The sequence below is a fragment of the Myxococcus sp. AS-1-15 genome, from assembly GCF_020037055.1.
Lineage (GTDB): Bacteria > Myxococcota > Myxococcia > Myxococcales > Myxococcaceae > Myxococcus > Myxococcus fulvus.
In genome coordinates this window covers 206,062-224,706 of record NZ_JAIQDF010000012.1, presented here as the reverse complement: position 1 = coordinate 224,706, position 18,645 = coordinate 206,062, and the positions used below count along the sequence as shown (strand labels likewise).

At 71.1% G+C, this 18,645-nt stretch carries 1 protein-coding gene; it reads left to right on the top strand.

Translation table 11 applies throughout. The features are described 5' to 3' along the window. Positions 1-91 precede the first annotated feature (91 nt). Positions 92-18,643 (top strand): non-ribosomal peptide synthetase, encoded by an 18,552-nt coding sequence (locus K8625_RS29295; protein WP_223784550.1) that lies wholly within the window; start codon positions 92-94, stop codon positions 18,641-18,643. Positions 18,644-18,645: the final 2 nt, after the last annotated feature.

The following is an 18,645-nucleotide window of genomic DNA, read 5'->3' as shown; positions in this document are numbered from 1 at the left end:
CGCCCCGACCTCCCCCGGTCCGCACGGACGGAAGGCTCCCCCTGTCGACTCCGCCGCCGCGCCCGACGCCGCCCCCGTGGCCGGGCGCGCGATGGCCCCACGTCCCGTCCTCACCGAGGCGCTGCGGCACCAGGTGCTCGTCACCTTCAATGCCTCCGAGCAGCACCTGGAGGGCGGCGACACGGTGGTGGCCTGCTTCGAGCAGCAGGTGGACCGCGCGCCGGACGCGACGGCGCTCGACTTCGAGGGCACCCGGCTGACGTACCGGCAGCTCGACGAGCGCGCCAACCAGCTCGCGCGCTATCTGCGCTCGCTGAGCGTGGGGCCGGAGACGCGCGTCGCGCTGTGCGCGGAGCGCTCGGTGGAGCAGGTGGTGGGGATGCTGGGCATCCTCAAGGCGGGAGGCGCGTTCGTTCCGCTGGACCCGGCGCATCCCGCGGAGCGGCAGGGCTTCGTGCTCTCCGACAGCGGCGCGCCCGTGGTGCTCGCGCGGCAGCAGATGCTGGACGAGCTGCCGCTGCGAGGCGAGCTGACCGTGGAGCTGGACGGCCTGCTGCCGCCGTTCGCGCGGCACTCCGTGGAGCGGCTGGAGGCGGTCGCCTCGGCGGACCATCTGGCGTACGTCATCTACACGTCCGGCTCCACGGGGCGGCCCAAGGGCGTGCTGGTGGCGCACGCGGGGCTGCGCAACACGGCGCTGGCCGCGGTGCGGGCGCATGGGTTCCGGCCCGAGGACCGGGTGCTCCAGTTCGCGTCCATGAGCTTCGACGCGTCCGTGTGCGAGGTGTTCGCCACGCTGCTCGCGGGTGCGACGCTGGTGCTCGCGCCCCGACAGCGGCTGCTCCCGGACGCCCCCCTGCGGACGCTGCTGCGTGAGAGCGCCGTCACCGCGGTGACGTTGACGCCGTCGGTGCTCGCGCAGCTGGAGACAGACGGGCTGGAGGGCCTGCGCACCGTCATCTCCGCGGGCGAGGCCCTTCCCATCGCGGTGGCCGAGCGCTGGGGCCAGGGCCGGCGGCTGCTCAACGCGTATGGACCGACGGAGGCCACGGTCTGCGCGGCGATCACGCCGTACGCGGTGGTGCCGGGCGCCATCACCCTGGGCACGCCGTGGCCCAACACGCGACTGTACGTGCTCGATGAGGCGCTGGAGCCGCTGCCTCCTGGCGTCGCTGGAGAGCTGTTCATCGGCGGCGTGGGCGTGGCCCGTGGCTATCTGGGGCGACCGGACCTGACGGCGGAGCGGTTCCTGCCGCATCCGTTCGGCTCGACGCCGGGTGAGCGGCTCTACCGCACGGGAGACCTGGCGCGGTGGACGGTGGACGGCGAGCTCGAATACCTGGGCCGCGTCGACTCGCAGGTGAAGCTGCGCGGCATGCGCGTGGAGCCGGGCGAGGTGGAGGCCGTCCTCGCGCGCCATCCGGAGGTCCGCGAGGTCGCGGTGGTGGCTCGCGAAGTCGCGGAGGGCGAGCTGGCCCTGGTGGCCTTCCTCGTCCCCGCCGAGGGACAGGATGAGACCCGGGTGAGCGCGGTGCTGCGCCCGTGGTTGAAGCAGCAGCTCCCCGAGCACCTGGTGCCCTCCGCGCTCGTGACGCTCACCGCGCTTCCGCTGACGTCCTCCGGGAAGGTGGACCGGAAGGCGCTGGGCTCGTTGTCGCTCGGCCGCGTCGACGCCGCGAGCGCGTCCGCGGACAGCGCGCCGCGTGGAGAGCTGGAGGTGCTGCTGGCGGGGTTGTTCCAGCAGGTGTTGGGCGTGGAGCGGGTGGGCCGGGACAGCGACTTCTTCGAGTTGGGCGGGCACTCGCTGAGCGCCACGCGACTGCTGGCGCGCGTGCGGCACGCGGTGGGTGTGGACCTGCCGCTGACAACGCTGTTCTCGCACGCGACGGTGGCTCGTCTGGCCCGGGCGCTGGGTCCCATCTCCGAGTCGCTCTCGGCGTCACTCGCCGGCCCCACGCCGCTCCCCGCGGACGTCGCGCCCATGACCTCCCTGGCGCAGGAGCGGCTGTGGTTCCTCCAGCAGCTCCAGCCGGATTCGGCGGCGTACCTCGTCGTCGATGCGCTGGAGCTTCGGGGCACGCTGAACAGGGCCGCGCTGGAGGACACGCTGCGGCGACTGGTGGAGCGGCACGCCGCGCTCCGCGTCACCTTCACGCCCGTGGAGGGGAGCCCGCGACTGCGCGTCCATCCGGTCCGCGAGCCGCTGCTCACGGTGGAGGACGTGTCACGCCCGCCGAATGAGAGCGGGACGGCGGAGGCGTTGCTCCAGCGCAGGCTGCGCGAGGAGGCCTCGCGACCGCTCTCGGTGGAGGAGGGGCCGCTGTATCGGTTCCACCTGTTCACGAGCGGCCCCGAGCACCAGGTGCTGCTGCTGGTGCTGCATCACCTGGTGGTGGATGGCCTCTCGATGGGCATCCTCCTCAACGAGCTGGCGACGACGTACTCCGCGATCCAGGAAGGCCGCGTCCCGCCTCCCGCGCCCGCCACCCTGGACTACGTGGACCTGTCCGCCTGGCAGCGCACGCCCGAGGTCCGCGCGCGCGAGGACATCCACCTCGACTACTGGAAGCGACAGCTCGCCGACGCGCCGTCGCTGCTCGCGCTGCCCACGGACAAGCCTCGGCCGCCGGTGTTGTCCGACCGCGGCGCGTACTCGCGTCGCCACGTGTTGCCTCGCGAGGTCCGGCTGCGGCTGGAGGCGCTCTGCCGAGAGCACCAGGTGACGCCGTTCATGGCGCTCTACGCCGTGTTCGCCACGCTGCTCCAGCGCTACTCGGGCGAGCGCGAGCTGTGCATCGGCACGCCGGTCTCCGGACGCACGCACGCGGCCTCCGAGGACATCGTCGGGCTGTTCATCAACACGCTCGTCCTGCGGACACATCTGCTGCCTTCCGCGCCGTTCTCCATGTTGCTGGCGCACGTGTGGGCGACCGCGCTGGAGGCCTTCAGTCACCAGGATGCGCCGTTCGAGCGGGTCGTCGATGCGCTCCACGTCGAGCGCAGCCTCAGTCACGCGCCCCTCTTCCAGGTGATGTTCGACCTGCGCCGCGTCGACTCGCCCCTCTCCTTCTCCGGCCTCTCCTCTCAGCACGTCTTCGTCGACAATGGCACCAGCCAGCTCGACCTCGCCCTCACCGCCACCGAGCTGCCCGACTCCTCCCTCCAGCTCTTCTTCCAGTTCCGCACCGACCTCTTCGAGCACGCCTCCGTCGAGCGCATGCTCTCCCACTTCGTCATCCTCCTCGAACAGGTCCTCGCCTCGCCCCAGGCGCCCCTCTCCAGCCTCTCGCTGCTCTCCGTCGAAGAGCGCCAGCGCGTCCTCTTCGACTTCAACGATTCTCACCGTCCCTTCGACTCCGACGGCACCGTCGCGTCCCTGCTGCTTGCCTCCTTCGCGAGGACGCCTGACGCCGTTGCTCTCGTCGCTCCCGACGCCACCCTCACCTTCTCCCAGCTCCACTCTCGCGCTTCGCGTCTCGCCGCGCATCTCGCGGCTCTTGGTGCGCGTCCGGAAGCTGTCGTCGGTGTCTGTGTCGAGCGCTCGTCCGAGGCTGTCGTCTCCCTCCTCGCCGTCCATCTTTCCGGCGCCGCGTGCCTCCCTCTGGAGCCTTCGCACCCGCCGGCTCGGCGCGCACAACTGCTTCAGCAGTCCCGTGCATGCCTCGTCGTCTCTTCGCCTGCTCTCTTCGAGGGCGTGACGCTCGACGCGGTGCTGGTGCAGCCAGGAGATGCGCAGCGTGCTGACGCGGCGCTGGCGGAGCCTCTGCGCGCCCTGCCCGACAACCTCGCCTACGTCCTCTACACCTCCGGCTCCACCGGCACTCCCAAGGGCGTCCTCTCCACCCAGCAGAATGTCGTCCACTGCTTCGACGCCTTCGACGCCCTCTACTCCACCTCCACGGGCCACACCTGGGCCGCCTCCGGCAGCCTCTCCTTCGACATCCACCAGGAGGAAATCCTCTTCAGCCTCTCCCGCGGCGCTCGCGTCATCCTCCGCGACGTCGGCCCTCTTGGCCTCGCCAACGACATCCGCCGCCACTCCGTCTCCCATGTCGTCATCACCCCCTCCTCCCTCGCCACCGCCCTCGAGGAGCCCGGTGCCCTCGACGCCTTCCGCTCCCTCTCCGTCCTCGTCACCGGCGGCGAAGTCCTCCCAGACTCTCTCGTCCAATCCCTCGCGCTGACTTCCACCCGCCTCGTCAACACCTACGGGCCCACTGAAGCCAGCATCAACGTCGCCGCTGAAATCTCCCTCCCTCACCGGCCCGTCCGTCTCGGCAGCCCTCTTCCCCGCTGCCGCCTCTACGTCCTCGACGACTCTCTCCAGCCCCTCCCCCCAGGCGTCCCCGGCAACCTCTTCATCGGCGGCATCTGCCTGGCTCGCGGCTACCACTCACTCCCCCACCTCACCGCAGAGCGCTTCATCCCTGACTCCTTCAGCACCTCTCCCGGCGCTCGCCTCTACGACACCGGCGACAGGGCCCGCTGGAATGACGACGGCTCCCTCTCCTTCCTCGGCCGCTCCGACTTCCAGCTCAAACTCCGCGGCGTCCGCGTCGAAGTCGAAGAAATCGAAGCCGCTCTGCTTCGCCTCTCAGGCGTCCGCCAGGCCGCCGTCCTCCCCTTCCGCCCCTCTCGCGACACCTTCCTCGTCGCCTTCCTCGTCCTCGACGACGGTGCGCCTCCTCTCTCCGCGCTTCGGGACGCACTCGCTTCCTCTCTCCCTGAAGCCCTCGTCCCCTCTCGCTTCCTCTCCCTCCCCTCTCTCCCCTTCACCACCAGCGGCAAGGTCGACAGGACGGCCCTCTCCTCCTTCGACATCTCCGCCGCGGAAGTCCCCTCCTCCGACGCTTCTCCTCGTGGACAGGCCGAGGCGCTCCTCGCCCAACTCTTCGCTGACGTCCTCTCCCTCTCTCACGTCCCTCGCGACGCGGACTTCTTCTCCCTCGGCGGCCACTCTCTCTCCGCCACCCGCCTCGTCTCCCGCATTCGCCTCGCCTTCGGCGTCGAGCTTCCTCTCGCCGCCCTCTTCTCCTCCCCCTCCGTCGCAGGACTCGCTCTCCTCCTCTCCCAGCACCACGACGCGCTCCCGCTCCCCGCTCCTGCTCCCTCCTCTCTTCCTCCTCAGCCCTCCTTCGCGCAGGAGCGCCTCTGGTTCCTCCATCAACTCCTGCCTGACTCCGCCGCGTATGTGATTCCGGAGGCGATCGAGCTGACGGGAGTCCTGGATACAGCCGCCCTGGAGGCCGCGCTGCGACTGCTGCCGGAGCGGCACTCATCGTTGCGCGCGGTCTTCGGTTCGTCGGAGGGGATGCCTCGGTTGGCGTTCCAGCCCGTCCCCGAGCAATTGCTCGACGTGGAGGACCTCCGGCCTCGCGTCCGTGGCGAGGAGGCACTGCGCGCACTGCTCCAGCAACGTCTGGAGGAGGAGAGCTCGCGCCCGTTCTCACTGGAGAAGGGGCCCCTGTATCGCTTCCGTTTGTTCAGGGTCGCGGTCGATCGCCATGTCCTGCTGATGGTCATCCACCACATCGTCGTGGATGGCCTGTCCATGGACCGGCTCCTGAGCGAGTTGGCGCAGTCGTACTCAGAGCTGAGCCGGCAACGAGCGCCGCTGCTCCCCACGCCGCCCCTCACCTACTCGGATATCTCCGCGTGGCAGCGGACCCCCGAGTTCCGCGCGCGTGAGGATGTCCACCTCGACTACTGGAAGCGGCAGCTCGCCGATGCCCCCGCGCTGCTCGCGTTCCCCACCGACAAGCCGCGTCCGCCGGTCCTCACGGATCGAGGCGCCTTCTCGCGTCACCAGGACCTGCCTCGTGAAGTCCGCCTCCGGCTGGAGGCGCTCTGCCGACAGCATCAGGTGACGCCGTTCATGGCGCTCTATGCCGTGTTCGCCACCTTGCTTCACCGTTACTCGGGTGAGCGCGAGCTGTGCGTCGGCACTCCCGTCTCCGGCCGCACGCACGCCGCCACCGAGGACATCGTCGGCCTCTTCCTCAACACGCTGGTCCTTCGCACGCAGCTTCCAGCAGGGATGACCTTCGCCTCGCTGCTGGCGCAGGTCCGGAGCACTTCGCTCGACGCCTTCAGCCACCAGGATGCGCCGTTCGAGCGGGTCGTCGATGCGCTCCACGTCGAGCGCAGCCTCAGTCACGCGCCCCTCTTCCAGGTGATGTTCGACCTGCGCCGCGTCGACTCGCCCCTCTCCTTCTCCGGCCTCTCCTCTCAGCACGTCTTCGTCGACAATGGCACCAGCCAGCTCGACCTCGCCCTCACCGCCACCGAGCTGCCCGACTCCTCCCTCCAGCTCTTCTTCCAGTTCCGCACCGACCTCTTCGAGCACGCCTCCGTCGAGCGCATGCTCTCCCACTTCGTCATCCTCCTCGAACAGGTCCTCGCCTCGCCCCAGGCGCCCCTCTCCAGCCTCTCGCTGCTCTCCGTCGAAGAGCGCCAGCGCGTCCTCTTCGACTTCAACGATTCTCACCGTCCCTTCGACTCCGACGGCACCGTCGCGTCCCTGCTGCTTGCCTCCTTCGCGAGGACGCCTGACGCCGTTGCTCTCGTCGCTCCCGACGCCACCCTCACCTTCTCCCAGCTCCACTCTCGCGCTTCGCGTCTCGCCGCGCATCTCGCGGCTCTTGGTGCGCGTCCGGAAGCTGTCGTCGGTGTCTGTGTCGAGCGCTCGTCCGAGGCTGTCGTCTCCCTCCTCGCCGTCCATCTTTCCGGCGCCGCGTGCCTCCCTCTGGAGCCTTCGCACCCGCCGGCTCGGCGCGCACAACTGCTTCAGCAGTCCCGTGCATGCCTCGTCGTCTCTTCGCCTGCTCTCTTCGAGGGCGTGACGCTCGACGCGGTGCTGGTGCAGCCAGGAGATGCGCAGCGTGCTGACGCGGCGCTGGCGGAGCCTCTGCGCGCCCTGCCCGACAACCTCGCCTACGTCCTCTACACCTCCGGCTCCACCGGCACTCCCAAGGGCGTCCTCTCCACCCAGCAGAATGTCGTCCACTGCTTCGACGCCTTCGACGCCCTCTACTCCACCTCCACGGGCCACACCTGGGCCGCCTCCGGCAGCCTCTCCTTCGACATCCACCAGGAGGAAATCCTCTTCAGCCTCTCCCGCGGCGCTCGCGTCATCCTCCGCGACGTCGGCCCTCTTGGCCTCGCCAACGACATCCGCCGCCACTCCGTCTCCCATGTCGTCATCACCCCCTCCTCCCTCGCCACCGCCCTCGAGGAGCCCGGTGCCCTCGACGCCTTCCGCTCCCTCTCCGTCCTCGTCACCGGCGGCGAAGTCCTCCCAGACTCTCTCGTCCAATCCCTCGCGCTGACTTCCACCCGCCTCGTCAACACCTACGGGCCCACTGAAGCCAGCATCAACGTCGCCGCTGAAATCTCCCTCCCTCACCGGCCCGTCCGTCTCGGCAGCCCTCTTCCCCGCTGCCGCCTCTACGTCCTCGACGACTCTCTCCAGCCCCTCCCCCCAGGCGTCCCCGGCAACCTCTTCATCGGCGGCATCTGCCTGGCTCGCGGCTACCACTCACTCCCCCACCTCACCGCAGAGCGCTTCATCCCTGACTCCTTCAGCACCTCTCCCGGCGCTCGCCTCTACGACACCGGCGACAGGGCCCGCTGGAATGACGACGGCTCCCTCTCCTTCCTCGGCCGCTCCGACTTCCAGCTCAAACTCCGCGGCGTCCGCGTCGAAGTCGAAGAAATCGAAGCCGCTCTGCTTCGCCTCTCAGGCGTCCGCCAGGCCGCCGTCCTCCCCTTCCGCCCCTCTCGCGACACCTTCCTCGTCGCCTTCCTCGTCCTCGACGACGGTGCGCCTCCTCTCTCCGCGCTTCGGGACGCACTCGCTTCCTCTCTCCCTGAAGCCCTCGTCCCCTCTCGCTTCCTCTCCCTCCCCTCTCTCCCCTTCACCACCAGCGGCAAGGTCGACAGGACGGCCCTCTCCTCCTTCGACATCTCCGCCGCGGAAGTCCCCTCCTCCGACGCTTCTCCTCGTGGACAGGCCGAGGCGCTCCTCGCCCAACTCTTCGCTGACGTCCTCTCCCTCTCTCACGTCCCTCGCGACGCGGACTTCTTCTCCCTCGGCGGCCACTCTCTCTCCGCCACCCGCCTCGTCTCCCGCATTCGCCTCGCCTTCGGCGTCGAGCTTCCTCTCGCCGCCCTCTTCTCCTCCCCCTCCGTCGCAGGACTCGCTCTCCTCCTCTCCCTGCACCACGACGCGCTCCCGCTCCCTTCTCCCGCGCCTTCCGCACTGCCTCCTCAGCCCTCCTTCGCGCAGGAGCGCCTCTGGTTCCTCCACCAGCTCCAACCCGAGCTGCGCGCCTACAACATCCCCGAGGCCGTGGAGCTTCGCGGCGCACTGGACATCCCGGCGCTCGATGGCGCGCTGCGGTTGCTGCTCGATCGTCACCCGGTCCTGAGAACGACCTTCATCGCGGAGGACGGGCGGCCGGTTCCACGACACAACCCGCTTCCCGTGGAGGTGCTCCACGTCGAGGAGCTCTCCGCGACCAACGCTGACAGTCCCGCGCTGCACCTCCGGCTGCGCGAGGAGAGCACTCGCGTCCTGTCACTGGAGCAGGGGCCGCTCTACCGCTTCCACCTGTTCCGCCTCGCCCCCGAGCACCATGTCCTCCTGCTCGTGCTGCACCACGTGGTGGTCGATGGCCTGAGCATCGACCTGCTGTTGAGCGAGCTGTCCCTGGCCTACGCGTCCCTGAGCCAGCACCAGACGCCCTCCCTGCCGACGCCTTCGCTCACCTACGCCGACGTCGCCGCGTGGCAACGCTCCGCTCCCGTCCGGGCCCGTGAGGACCACCACGTCGAGTACTGGAAGCGCCAGCTCGCCGGCGCTCCCGCGTTCCTCGCCCTGCCCACTGACAAGCCGCGTCCCTCCGTCCTCGGTGACGCGGGCGCGCTGAGCCGCTTCCATCGACTGTCTCCCGCGCTGGAACAGGCACTCACCCAGATCTGCCGGGAACACCACGTCACACCCTTCATGGTGCTGAGCGCGGCGCTCGCGGCGCTGCTGCATCGACACTCCGGGCAGGACGACGTGTCCGTGGGCACGCCCGTCTCCGGACGTCCGCACCCCGCGATGGAGTCCATCGTCGGCCTCTTCACCAACACGGTCGTCCTCCGCACCCGCTTCGACCCGGGGACCACCTTCGCCGAGCTGCTCGCGAGCACACGGACCACGGCGCTCGAGGCCTTCACGCATCAGGATGCCCCCTTCGAGCGGGTCGTCGAGGCCCTCCAGGTCGAGCGCAGCCTCGCTCACGCACCCTTGTTCCAGGTGGGCCTCTTCTGGGAGCGCGCGGAGAACACGCTCGCCGGGACCTTCCCCGGCCTCCAGGCCCGGCCCCTCGTCGTCGACGGCCTGAACACCCAGACCGAGCTGGCCCTCACCGTCACCGAGAATCCCCAGGGCCACGAGCTGTCCTTCCAGTACAGCACCGACCTCTTCGAGGCGCCCACCATCGAGCGCCTGCTGTCCCACTACGTCCACCTGCTCGAGGACGCACTGCGCACCCCGAGTCGGCAGGTCGCGCACCTGTCCCTCCTCGATGTCGACGCGCGCCGCCAGGTGCTCCGCGACTTCAACGACACCGGGCGGGAGTACGACGCGGACACGACGCTCGTCTCGCTCATCGAGGCCCAGGCGGAGCGCACGCCCGGGCTCCGTGCGCTCACCTTCGAGGGACACCACCTCACCTACGGAGAGTTGGAGGCCCGGGCCAATCAGCTCGCACGGCATCTCCAGTCCCTCGGGGCGGGGCCCGAGGTCCTCGTGGGCGTGTTCCTGGAGCGCTCCCTGGAGCTCGTCATCGCGCTGGTGGGCATCCTCAAGGCCGGCGCGGCCTACCTGCCGCTGGACCCGGAGCTGCCTCGCGAGCGACTGGCCGGGATGCTCGAGGACGCAGGGGCCGCCGTCGTCCTCACGCGCCAGGAGCTCGCGAGCCACCTGCCTTCGCACCCGGGCCACACGGTCCTCCTCGACGCGGAGGCCACGCGGCTCGCGAGCCTGCCGAGCACCCGCGTCTCGGGCAGGCCGCACCCCGACTCGCTCGCGTACGTCATCTTCACCTCCGGGAGCACGGGGCGCCCCAAGGGCGCGATGAACGCGCACCGCGCGGTCGTCAATCGACTGACGTGGATGCGCCAGGTCCACCCGCTGGTCGCGGGTGACAGCGTGCTCCAGAAGACGCCGACCAGCTTCGACGTCTCGGTGTGGGAGCTGTTCTGGCCGCTCACCGTGGGCGCGCGGTTGGTGCTGGCACGGCCGGGCGGGCACCGCGAGCCCGCCTACCTCGCGCGAGTCCTGGCCGACGAGCACATCACCGTCACCCACTTCGTCCCCTCCATGCTCGCGGCCTTCCTCGAGGAGCCCTGGCAGGAGTCCTTCGCGGACCTGCGCGCGCTCGTGTGCAGCGGCGAGGCGCTCTCCGCCGACCTCGTCCAGCGAGCCCACGAGCGACTGCCCACGACGGAGCTCCACAACCTCTATGGCCCCACCGAGGCCGCGGTGGACGTGACCCACTGGCGCTGCCCTCGGGGCGACCCGCGCACGAGTGTGCCCATCGGTCGCCCGGTGGCGAACACGCACCTGCTCGTCCTCGACACCGCGGGGCACCCCGTCCCGGTGGGCGTGCAGGGGGAGCTCTTCATCGGCGGCCTCCAGGTCGGGCGCGGGTACTGGCGTCGCCCCGAGCTCACCGCCGAGCGCTTCCTCCCGGACGCCTTCAGCGACACGCCCGGCGCGAGCCTCTACCGCACCGGAGACCTCGCACGCTGGCGTGGCGACGGCACGCTGGAGTACCTGGGCCGCACCGACTTCCAGGTGAAGGTGCGCGGACAGCGCATCGAGCTGGAGGAGATTGAGGTCGCGCTGAGGCGACTGCCCGCCGTGCGCGACGCGGTCGTCGTGGCTCGAACGAGCCCACGGAGTGATACGCGCCTCATCGCCTACGTCGTCCCGCGAGAGGGGCGCGCGGAGGAGGCCGAGGCGTCACGCGCGGCGCTCAAGCCCGTGCTCCCCGAGGCCATGGTCCCCTCGGCCGTCGTCGTGCTCGACGCGCTGCCGCTCACGCCCTCCGGGAAGACGGACCGCCGAGCCCTCACTTCGCTCCCCCTGCCGGAGCCGGAGGTCACGCGAGGCGCTGGCGATGCGCCGCCGCGCGGACCGCTGGAGCAGCTGCTCGCGAGCTTCTTCCGCCAGGTCCTCGGACTGGAGAGCGTCTCCCGCGACGCGGACTTCTTCGCGCTGGGTGGCCACTCGCTGAGCGCCACGCGGCTGGTGTCGCGCATCCGCCGGGCGCTGGGGCAGGAGCTGCCTCTCAAGACCCTCTTCCTCGCGCCCACGGTGGCGGGCATCGCGCGAGCCCTGACCGAGCTGGCGCCGGGACAGGCCCTCCCGCTCCCCGAGCCCGTGCCCCGGCCCGGTGACGCGCCCACCGTGCCGTCGTTCTCGCAGGAGCGCATGTGGTTCCTCCAGCAGCTCCAGCCTGACTCCGCGTCGCTCGCCATTCCGGAGGCCACGGAGCTGCGCGGACCGTTGGACGTCGAGGCGCTGGAGTCCGCGTTGTTGTTCCTGCTGGAGCGACACACCGCGCTGCGCGCCATCTTCACGCCCGCCGAAGGGGGCCCGCGGCTGGGGCTCGAGCCCGTGCCGATGCGCGTGCTCGACCGCGAGGACCTGTCAGCCGAGGCCGCGATTCGCGACGTCCTGATGCGGCGGCTGACGGAGGAGTCTGAGCGTCCCTTCCGCCTGGACACGGGGCCGCTCTACCGCTTCCACCTGTTCCTCCTCGCGCCCCAGCACCATGTCCTGCTGCTCGTGTTCCACCACATCGTGGTGGATGGCCTGTCGATGGACCTCCTCCTGCGCGAGCTGGCGGAAGCGTATGCGGCCTGCCGCGAGAACCGCTCGCCGACGGCGCCGCCCCTGACGCTCGACTTCGCGGACGTCGCCGCCTGGCAGCGCACGCCGGCCGTACTCGCTCGACAGGATGCCCACCTCGAGTACTGGCGGCGCAAGCTGGACGGCGCGCCCACCGTGCTGGAGCTGCCCACGGACGTCCCCCGGCATCCGGGGCGCGGACACGCGGGCGCCTTCACACGGCACCACCCGCTGCCGGTGCACCTGGTCGAAGCGCTGCGGGAGCTGTGCCGCGAACACCAGGTCACGCCCTTCATCGCGCTGTACGCGGCATTCACCGCGCTGCTCCATCGCTACACGGGACAGTCGGACCTGAGCATCGGCACGCCGGTGTCGGGGCGGGTCCATCCGTCCCTGGAGCCCCTGGTCGGCCTGTTCATCAACACCGTCGCGCTGCGCACGCAGGTCGACCCCGAGGCCTCCTTCGCTTCACTCCTGGGTCAGGCACGGACCACGGCGCTGGAGGCGTTCGCGCATCAGGAGGTCCCCTTCGAGCGGGTGGTCGAGGCACTCCAGGTGGAGCGCAGCCTCTCCCACGCGCCGCTCGTGCAGGCGATGTTCGAGCTGAGCCCCAGCCCGCGCACGCTGTCGGATGGGTTCCCCGGCCTGGAGGCGCGCCCGGTGCAGCTCGGCTCGGCCGCCAGCCTCTATGACGTGATGCTCACCGCCGAGGAGGACGGAGACCGGTTCGGCTTCTACCTCGAGTACCCCACCGCGCTGTTCGAGGCCGCGAGCGCGGAGCGGATGGTCTCGCACTACGTGCGCCTGCTCGAATCCGCGCTGCTCGCGCCCACGACGCCCGTGCGCCGGCTGTCCCTGCTCACGGAGGCGGAGCATCGACAGGTGCTCGTCGACTTCAACGCCTCCGCACGCGCCCGCGACGCCTGCGACACCGTCGTCTCCCGCTTCGCCGCGCAGGTCGCTCGCACGCCCGACACGGAGGCCCTGTCCTTCGGGGGACAGACGCTCACCTACCGGGAGCTGCACACCCGCTCCAATCAGCTCGCGCACTTCCTGCGGGAGCTCGGCGCGGGGCCCGAGGAGCGCGTCGCCCTCTGCCTGGAGCGCGGCCCCGAGCTCGTCGTGTCCATGCTCGCCGTGCTGAAGGCCGGCGGGGCCTACGTGCCGCTGGACCCCGCGCATCCTCCGGAGCGACTCGCCCAGCTCCTCATCGACGCCGGCGCGCGGGTCCTCGTGACGCGGGAGGGCCTGGGAGACCTGTTCTCGTCCGTCGCCATCATGTCCGCGTACGTCGACACCGACGCCGCGGAGATTTCACGCAAGCCGGTGGAGGAGCTGCCCGAGTCCGCGCAAGGCGCGCAGCTCGCGTACGTCATCTTCACCTCGGGCTCCACGGGCCAGCCCAAGGGCGTGCTGCTGACGCACCAGGGCCTGTGCAACACGGCCCTCGCGGCGCTGGAGGCGCACGGGCTCCAGCCGGGCCGGCGGGTCCTCCAGTTCGCCTCGGCGACCTTCGATGGCTCGGTCTGGGAGATCTTCTCCACGCTGCTCTCCGGCGCCACGCTGGTGATGGCGTCCAAGGAGCGGCTGCTGCCCGACCTGCCGCTGCGCACGCTGCTTCGCGAGCAGCGCATCACCGACTGCGCGCTCACGCCGACGGTCCTCGCCCTGCTCGAGCCCGAGGGACTGGAGTCGCTCCAGGTCATCGTCTCCGGCGGTGAGCCCCTGTCAGCCGAGCTGGTCCGCCGCTGGGCCCCGGGCCGCGCGCTGCTCAACTCCTACGGCCCCACCGAGGTCACGGTGGCCGCCACCGTCACACCCTTCCCGGGACTCGGACGTCCGTCGGGCGGGGGGTCCACGGATGTGTCCCGCGTCACGGTGGGAACGCCCTGGCCCAACACCCGCCTCTACGTGCTCGATGAGCGCCTGGAGCCGAATCCCATCGGCGTGCCCGGTGAGCTGTACGTCGGCGGCACCGGCCTCGCACGGGGCTATCTGGAGCACCCGGAGCTGACGGCGGAGCGCTTCATCCCTCATCCCCTGGCGACCACGCCGGGCGAGCGGCTCTACCGCACCGGAGACCGGGTGCGCTGGCTCGCGGACGGGCAGCTCGAGTACCTGGGTCGCCTGGACACGCAGCTCAAGGTGCGTGGCATCCGCGTGGAGCCCGGTGAAATCGAGGCCGTGCTCACCCGCCACGAGGACGTGCGCGAAGTCGCCGTGGTGCCTCGCGACGACGTGGACACAGGCACGCGACTGGTGGCGTTCCTGGTCCCCACGCATCCCGAGGCCCTCGTCGTCGACGCGGTGCGCGCGTGGCTGCGTCAGCGCCTCCCCGAGCACCTGGTCCCCTCGGCCTTCGTGCTCCTCGACGCGCTGCCGCTCACGTCGTCGCGCAAGGTGGACCGCAAGGCGTTGGAGCTCCAGGAGCTGCCTCGACAGGAGCTGCCCTCGCTCGGTGACGACGCGCCCCGCGGCACCACGGAAGAGCGGGTGGCCACCCTGTTCCAGGCCGCGCTGGGACTGGCGCAGCTCTCCCGCCAGGCGAACTTCTTCGAGCACGGCGGCCACTCCCTCTCGGCCACCCGGCTCGTGGCGCGGCTGCGTCAGGCCTTCGGCGTCGAGCTGCCCCTGGCGGTGTTCTTCGCGAACCCCACCATCGCCTCGGTGGCGGCGTTCATCGACGCGGCGCCTCGCGCGGTGCTCGAGGTCCCCACCGTCGTCGCCCGCCCGGAGGTGCTACCCCCGTCCCTGGTCCAGGAGCGGCTCTGGTATGCGCTGCAGCTTCCCCAGGCGCCGCCGTATGTCCTCACGCTCGGCCTGCTGCTCGAAGGCGCGCTGGACGCGGACCGGTTGGAGGAGGCCCTGGCCGCCGTGGTCGAGCGCAACGAGACGCTGCGCACCACGTTCTTCCAGCAGGGTGAGGCGCTCCGTGTCCGCGTCCATCCTCCACGCGCCTCGGTCCTCACGCGCGTGGACCTGTCCCGCCTGTCCGCGACGCACGCGCTCGAGGTCGCTCGCGACGCCGTGGTGCGGCTGGACCGGGAGCACTTCGACCTCGCGCAGGGCCCGCTGTATCGCTTCGAGTTGTTGAAGCTGGATGAGCGCGGCTCACGCCATGCGCTCGTCCTGGCCTTCAGCCACACCGTGAACGACGGCGTGGGTCTGGCCACCTTCGCGGAGGAGCTGGCGACGGCCTGGAACTCGGCGGTGGAGGGTCGCCCCGCGCGGCTGCCCCCGCTGGCGCTCCAGTACACCGACTACGCCGTCTGGCAGCGACAGCCCGAGCAGCTGCGCAGGCTCGAGGAGGGCCTCGCGTCGTGGAAGCAGGCGCTGGCGCATGCACCGCCGCTGCTGGACCTGCCGCTCGACTTCCCGCGCCGCGCGCCCGCGCTCAACGACAACATGCGCGCGGTGACGGTGTTGCTCTCGGCGGAGCACTCGGACACCATCCGCGCGCTCGCCCGGAGCGAGGGCGTGTCGTCCTTCAGCGTCCTGCTGGCGCTGACGCAGGCGTGGCTGCACCGCCTCAGCGGCCAGTCCCACGTCGTCGTCGCCACGCCCTTCTCGGGCCGCTCCACGCCCCAGGTGGAGTCGCTGCTGGGCTACTTCGCCAACGTGCTGCCGCTGTGCACGGAGGTGTCCGGCGCTCCCAGCCTGCGCGGCCTGTTGCGCCGCGTGCGCGATGTCGTGGCCCACGCCACCACGCACCAGGAGGTGCCGTTCAAGCGCATCGCGGACACGGTGCAGCCGGATGGAGACCGCACCGCGCCCCGACTCGCGCAGGCGCTGCTCCAGGCGGAGCGCCCCGGGCTGCCCGGCCTGGACGGACTGTCCGTCACGGAGCTGGACGTCGACGGCGTCATCCCCGCGTATGACGTGGTGGTGAGCGTCACGCTCGGAGACGAGGGCCCGCTGTCCGGCTTCATCGCCCTGGATGGCGCCCTCTTCACGCCCGAGACCGGCGAGCGCTTCGCACGCGCCTTCGAGCAGCTCGCCGCCTCCGCGCTGAGCGCGCCGGAGGTCTCGCTGCCCCAGCTGTCCATGTTGTCTCCCACCCAGCGCAGGGAGGTGCTCGCCGCGCTGGCCGGCCCCGCGCAGGACATCGCGCCGGACACGTGCATCCACACGCTGTTCGAGGCCCAGGTGCGTCGCACGCCGCACGCGGCCGCCGTCGCGCATGGAGACGTCACCTGGAGCTACGCGGAGCTCAACGCACGCGCGAACCTCCTGGCCTCGCGCCTGCTCGAGCGAGGGCTGAAGCCCGAGGAGCGGGTGGGCGTGGTCATGGAGCCGTCCACCCAGGCCATGGCGGTGTTGCTCGGCATCCTCAAGGCGGGCGGCGCCTACGTCCCGCTGGACGCGGACTGGCCCGAGCCACGCAAGCGCGACGTGCTCGTGCGCGCCGAGGTGCACAGGCTGTGGGTGGACGCGAACGTGCTGGAGCCGCACCTGTCACTCGTCGAGGACGTGGAGGTGCCGCCCATGCCCGCGTCCGTCTCGGACGATTTGGAGCCCGGGCCGCGCCGCGTCCTCGACGCGCAGACGGCGTACATCGTCTTCACCTCCGGCTCCACGGGCGAGCCCAAGGGCGTGATGGTGGAGCACCGCTCGGTGGTGAACCACAACGTGGGCATCGCGAAGCGCTTCGGGCTGGTGGAGGGGGACCGGATGCTCAACTTCGCGCCGCTCACCTTCGACGCCGCCGCCGAGGACCTGTACCCGCCGCTCCTCGTGGGCGGCACGGTGGTGATGCGCAGCGGCCTGGTGCCCGCGCACGCGATGACACCGTACCTGGAGGAGACGGGCATCACGATCATCAGCCTGCCTCCCACGTACATCGAGGAGTGGATTCGTCAGATGGAGGCACTGGGCCAGCGTGTGCCCGCGCGCCTCAAGCTGCTCGCCCCCGGTGGCGATGTCCTCAAGAAGGAGACCTTCGAGGCCTGGGTGCGCGTGGGCGGTGGACACGCGCCGTGGGTCAACGTCTACGGCCCCACCGAGTGCACGATTACGTCCGCCACCTGTGACATCCCCGGGGTGGAGGGACTGGGCACCGCCGCCACGTTCCCCATCGGCCGGCCCATGCCGCGCGTGTGCTTCTACCTGCTGGACGAACACCTGGAGCCGGTGCCTCCCGGGTTGCCGGGCCGCGTGTACATCGGCGGAGCGGCGCTCTCACGCGGCTACCTGCGCGCGCCACACCTCACCTCCGAGCGCTTCCTGCCGGACCCGTTCTCCGCCACGCCCGGCGCGCGCATGTACCACACGGGCGACCTGGCCCGGCTGCTGCCCGACGGACGCCTGCGCTTCCTCGGCCGCGCCGACCACCAGGTGAAGGTCCGTGGCTTCCGCATCGAGCTGTCGGAGATTGAGACGTGCCTGCGCCGCCACCCGCTGGTCCAGGAGGCCGTCGTCATCGCGCGCGTGTCTCCCTCCGGCGTGACGTCGCTGTACGCCTACGTGCAGGCTCCGGGCGTCGCGCGCTCCGAGCCGTTCCGCGAGCACGTCGCCTCACAGCTCCCCGGCTACATGGTGCCGGCGACGTTCGTGGTGATGGACGCGCTGCCCATCAACGCCAACGGCAAGGTGGACCGCAAGGCGCTGCCGGACCCGGACGCCGTGGTCGCGCCCGAACCCGCGTCCGCGCCCGCGTCCGACGCGAAGCTGGAGACGCCCTTCCGCACCACGCTGGAGATGGTGCTCCAGCGCCTGTGGACGGAGGTGCTCGGCCGACCGGGCGTCCAGGCTGGCGACGACTTCTTCGCGCTGGGCGGTGACTCCATCCTGGCGATGCGACTGCTCGCGCGACTGGAGGAGGAGCTGGGCCTGCCGCTGCCCCTGGCCACGCTCTTCCAGAGCCCCACGCTGGGCGAGTCCTCCGAGGCCATCCTCGCGCTGCTGCGAGAAGGCCCCCGCCGCACCAGCGCGGTGCGCCTGTCGAGCCCCCGGCTCCCCGAGGACACGCCCCCGCTGTTCCTCTTCCACGCGGGCGACGGCGAGGTGCACCACTACCGCGACCTGGTCCCCCGCCTGGAGCCGCACTTCCGCTGCCATGGCATCCAGGCCCCGGAGACGTTGGCCACGGGCCACGGACACGCGACGCTGGAGGCCCGCGTGGAGGCGTACGCGCGCGACATCCGCGCCATCCAGCCCCATGGGCCCTACCGGCTCGCGGGCTTCTCGTACGGCGGCTATCCCGCGCTCGGCGTGGCCGCGCTGCTGGAGGCCCAGGGCGAGACGGTGGAGCTGCTCGCCATGATGGACACCGCCACGTGGGAGGCCATCCGCGCCGTCGCGCCGTCGTCCGATGAGGACGCCGTGCTGGTGCTCGCCAGCGAGTTCGGCGTGCGCGACGCGGCGATGGAGCAGGAGCTGGCCTCGCTCTCCCGCGAGCAGCAGTGGGAGCACGTGGCGAAGCGGGCCCGCGAGCGGGGAACGGCCGCGCCGCACTTCCGGGGCAGCGACTTCGCGCGCATCTGGCGGGTGCTGGGTGAGGTGCTCACGCCGCAGGCCCGCGCGTGGACCATCCCCCTGACGCGCGTGCGCCCGACGCTCATCACCAGCCGCGCGCTGCGTGAGCAGGTGGGTGACGCGCGCCTGGGCTGGACGCACCACCTGCCCGCCGAGCACCTGGAGGTGCTGGAGATGGAGGGGGAGCACGCCACCGTGCTCCACCCGCCCGAGGTCGACACCCTGGCCGCGCTGCTGCTCGCGGCGCTGGGCAAGGCGTGAGG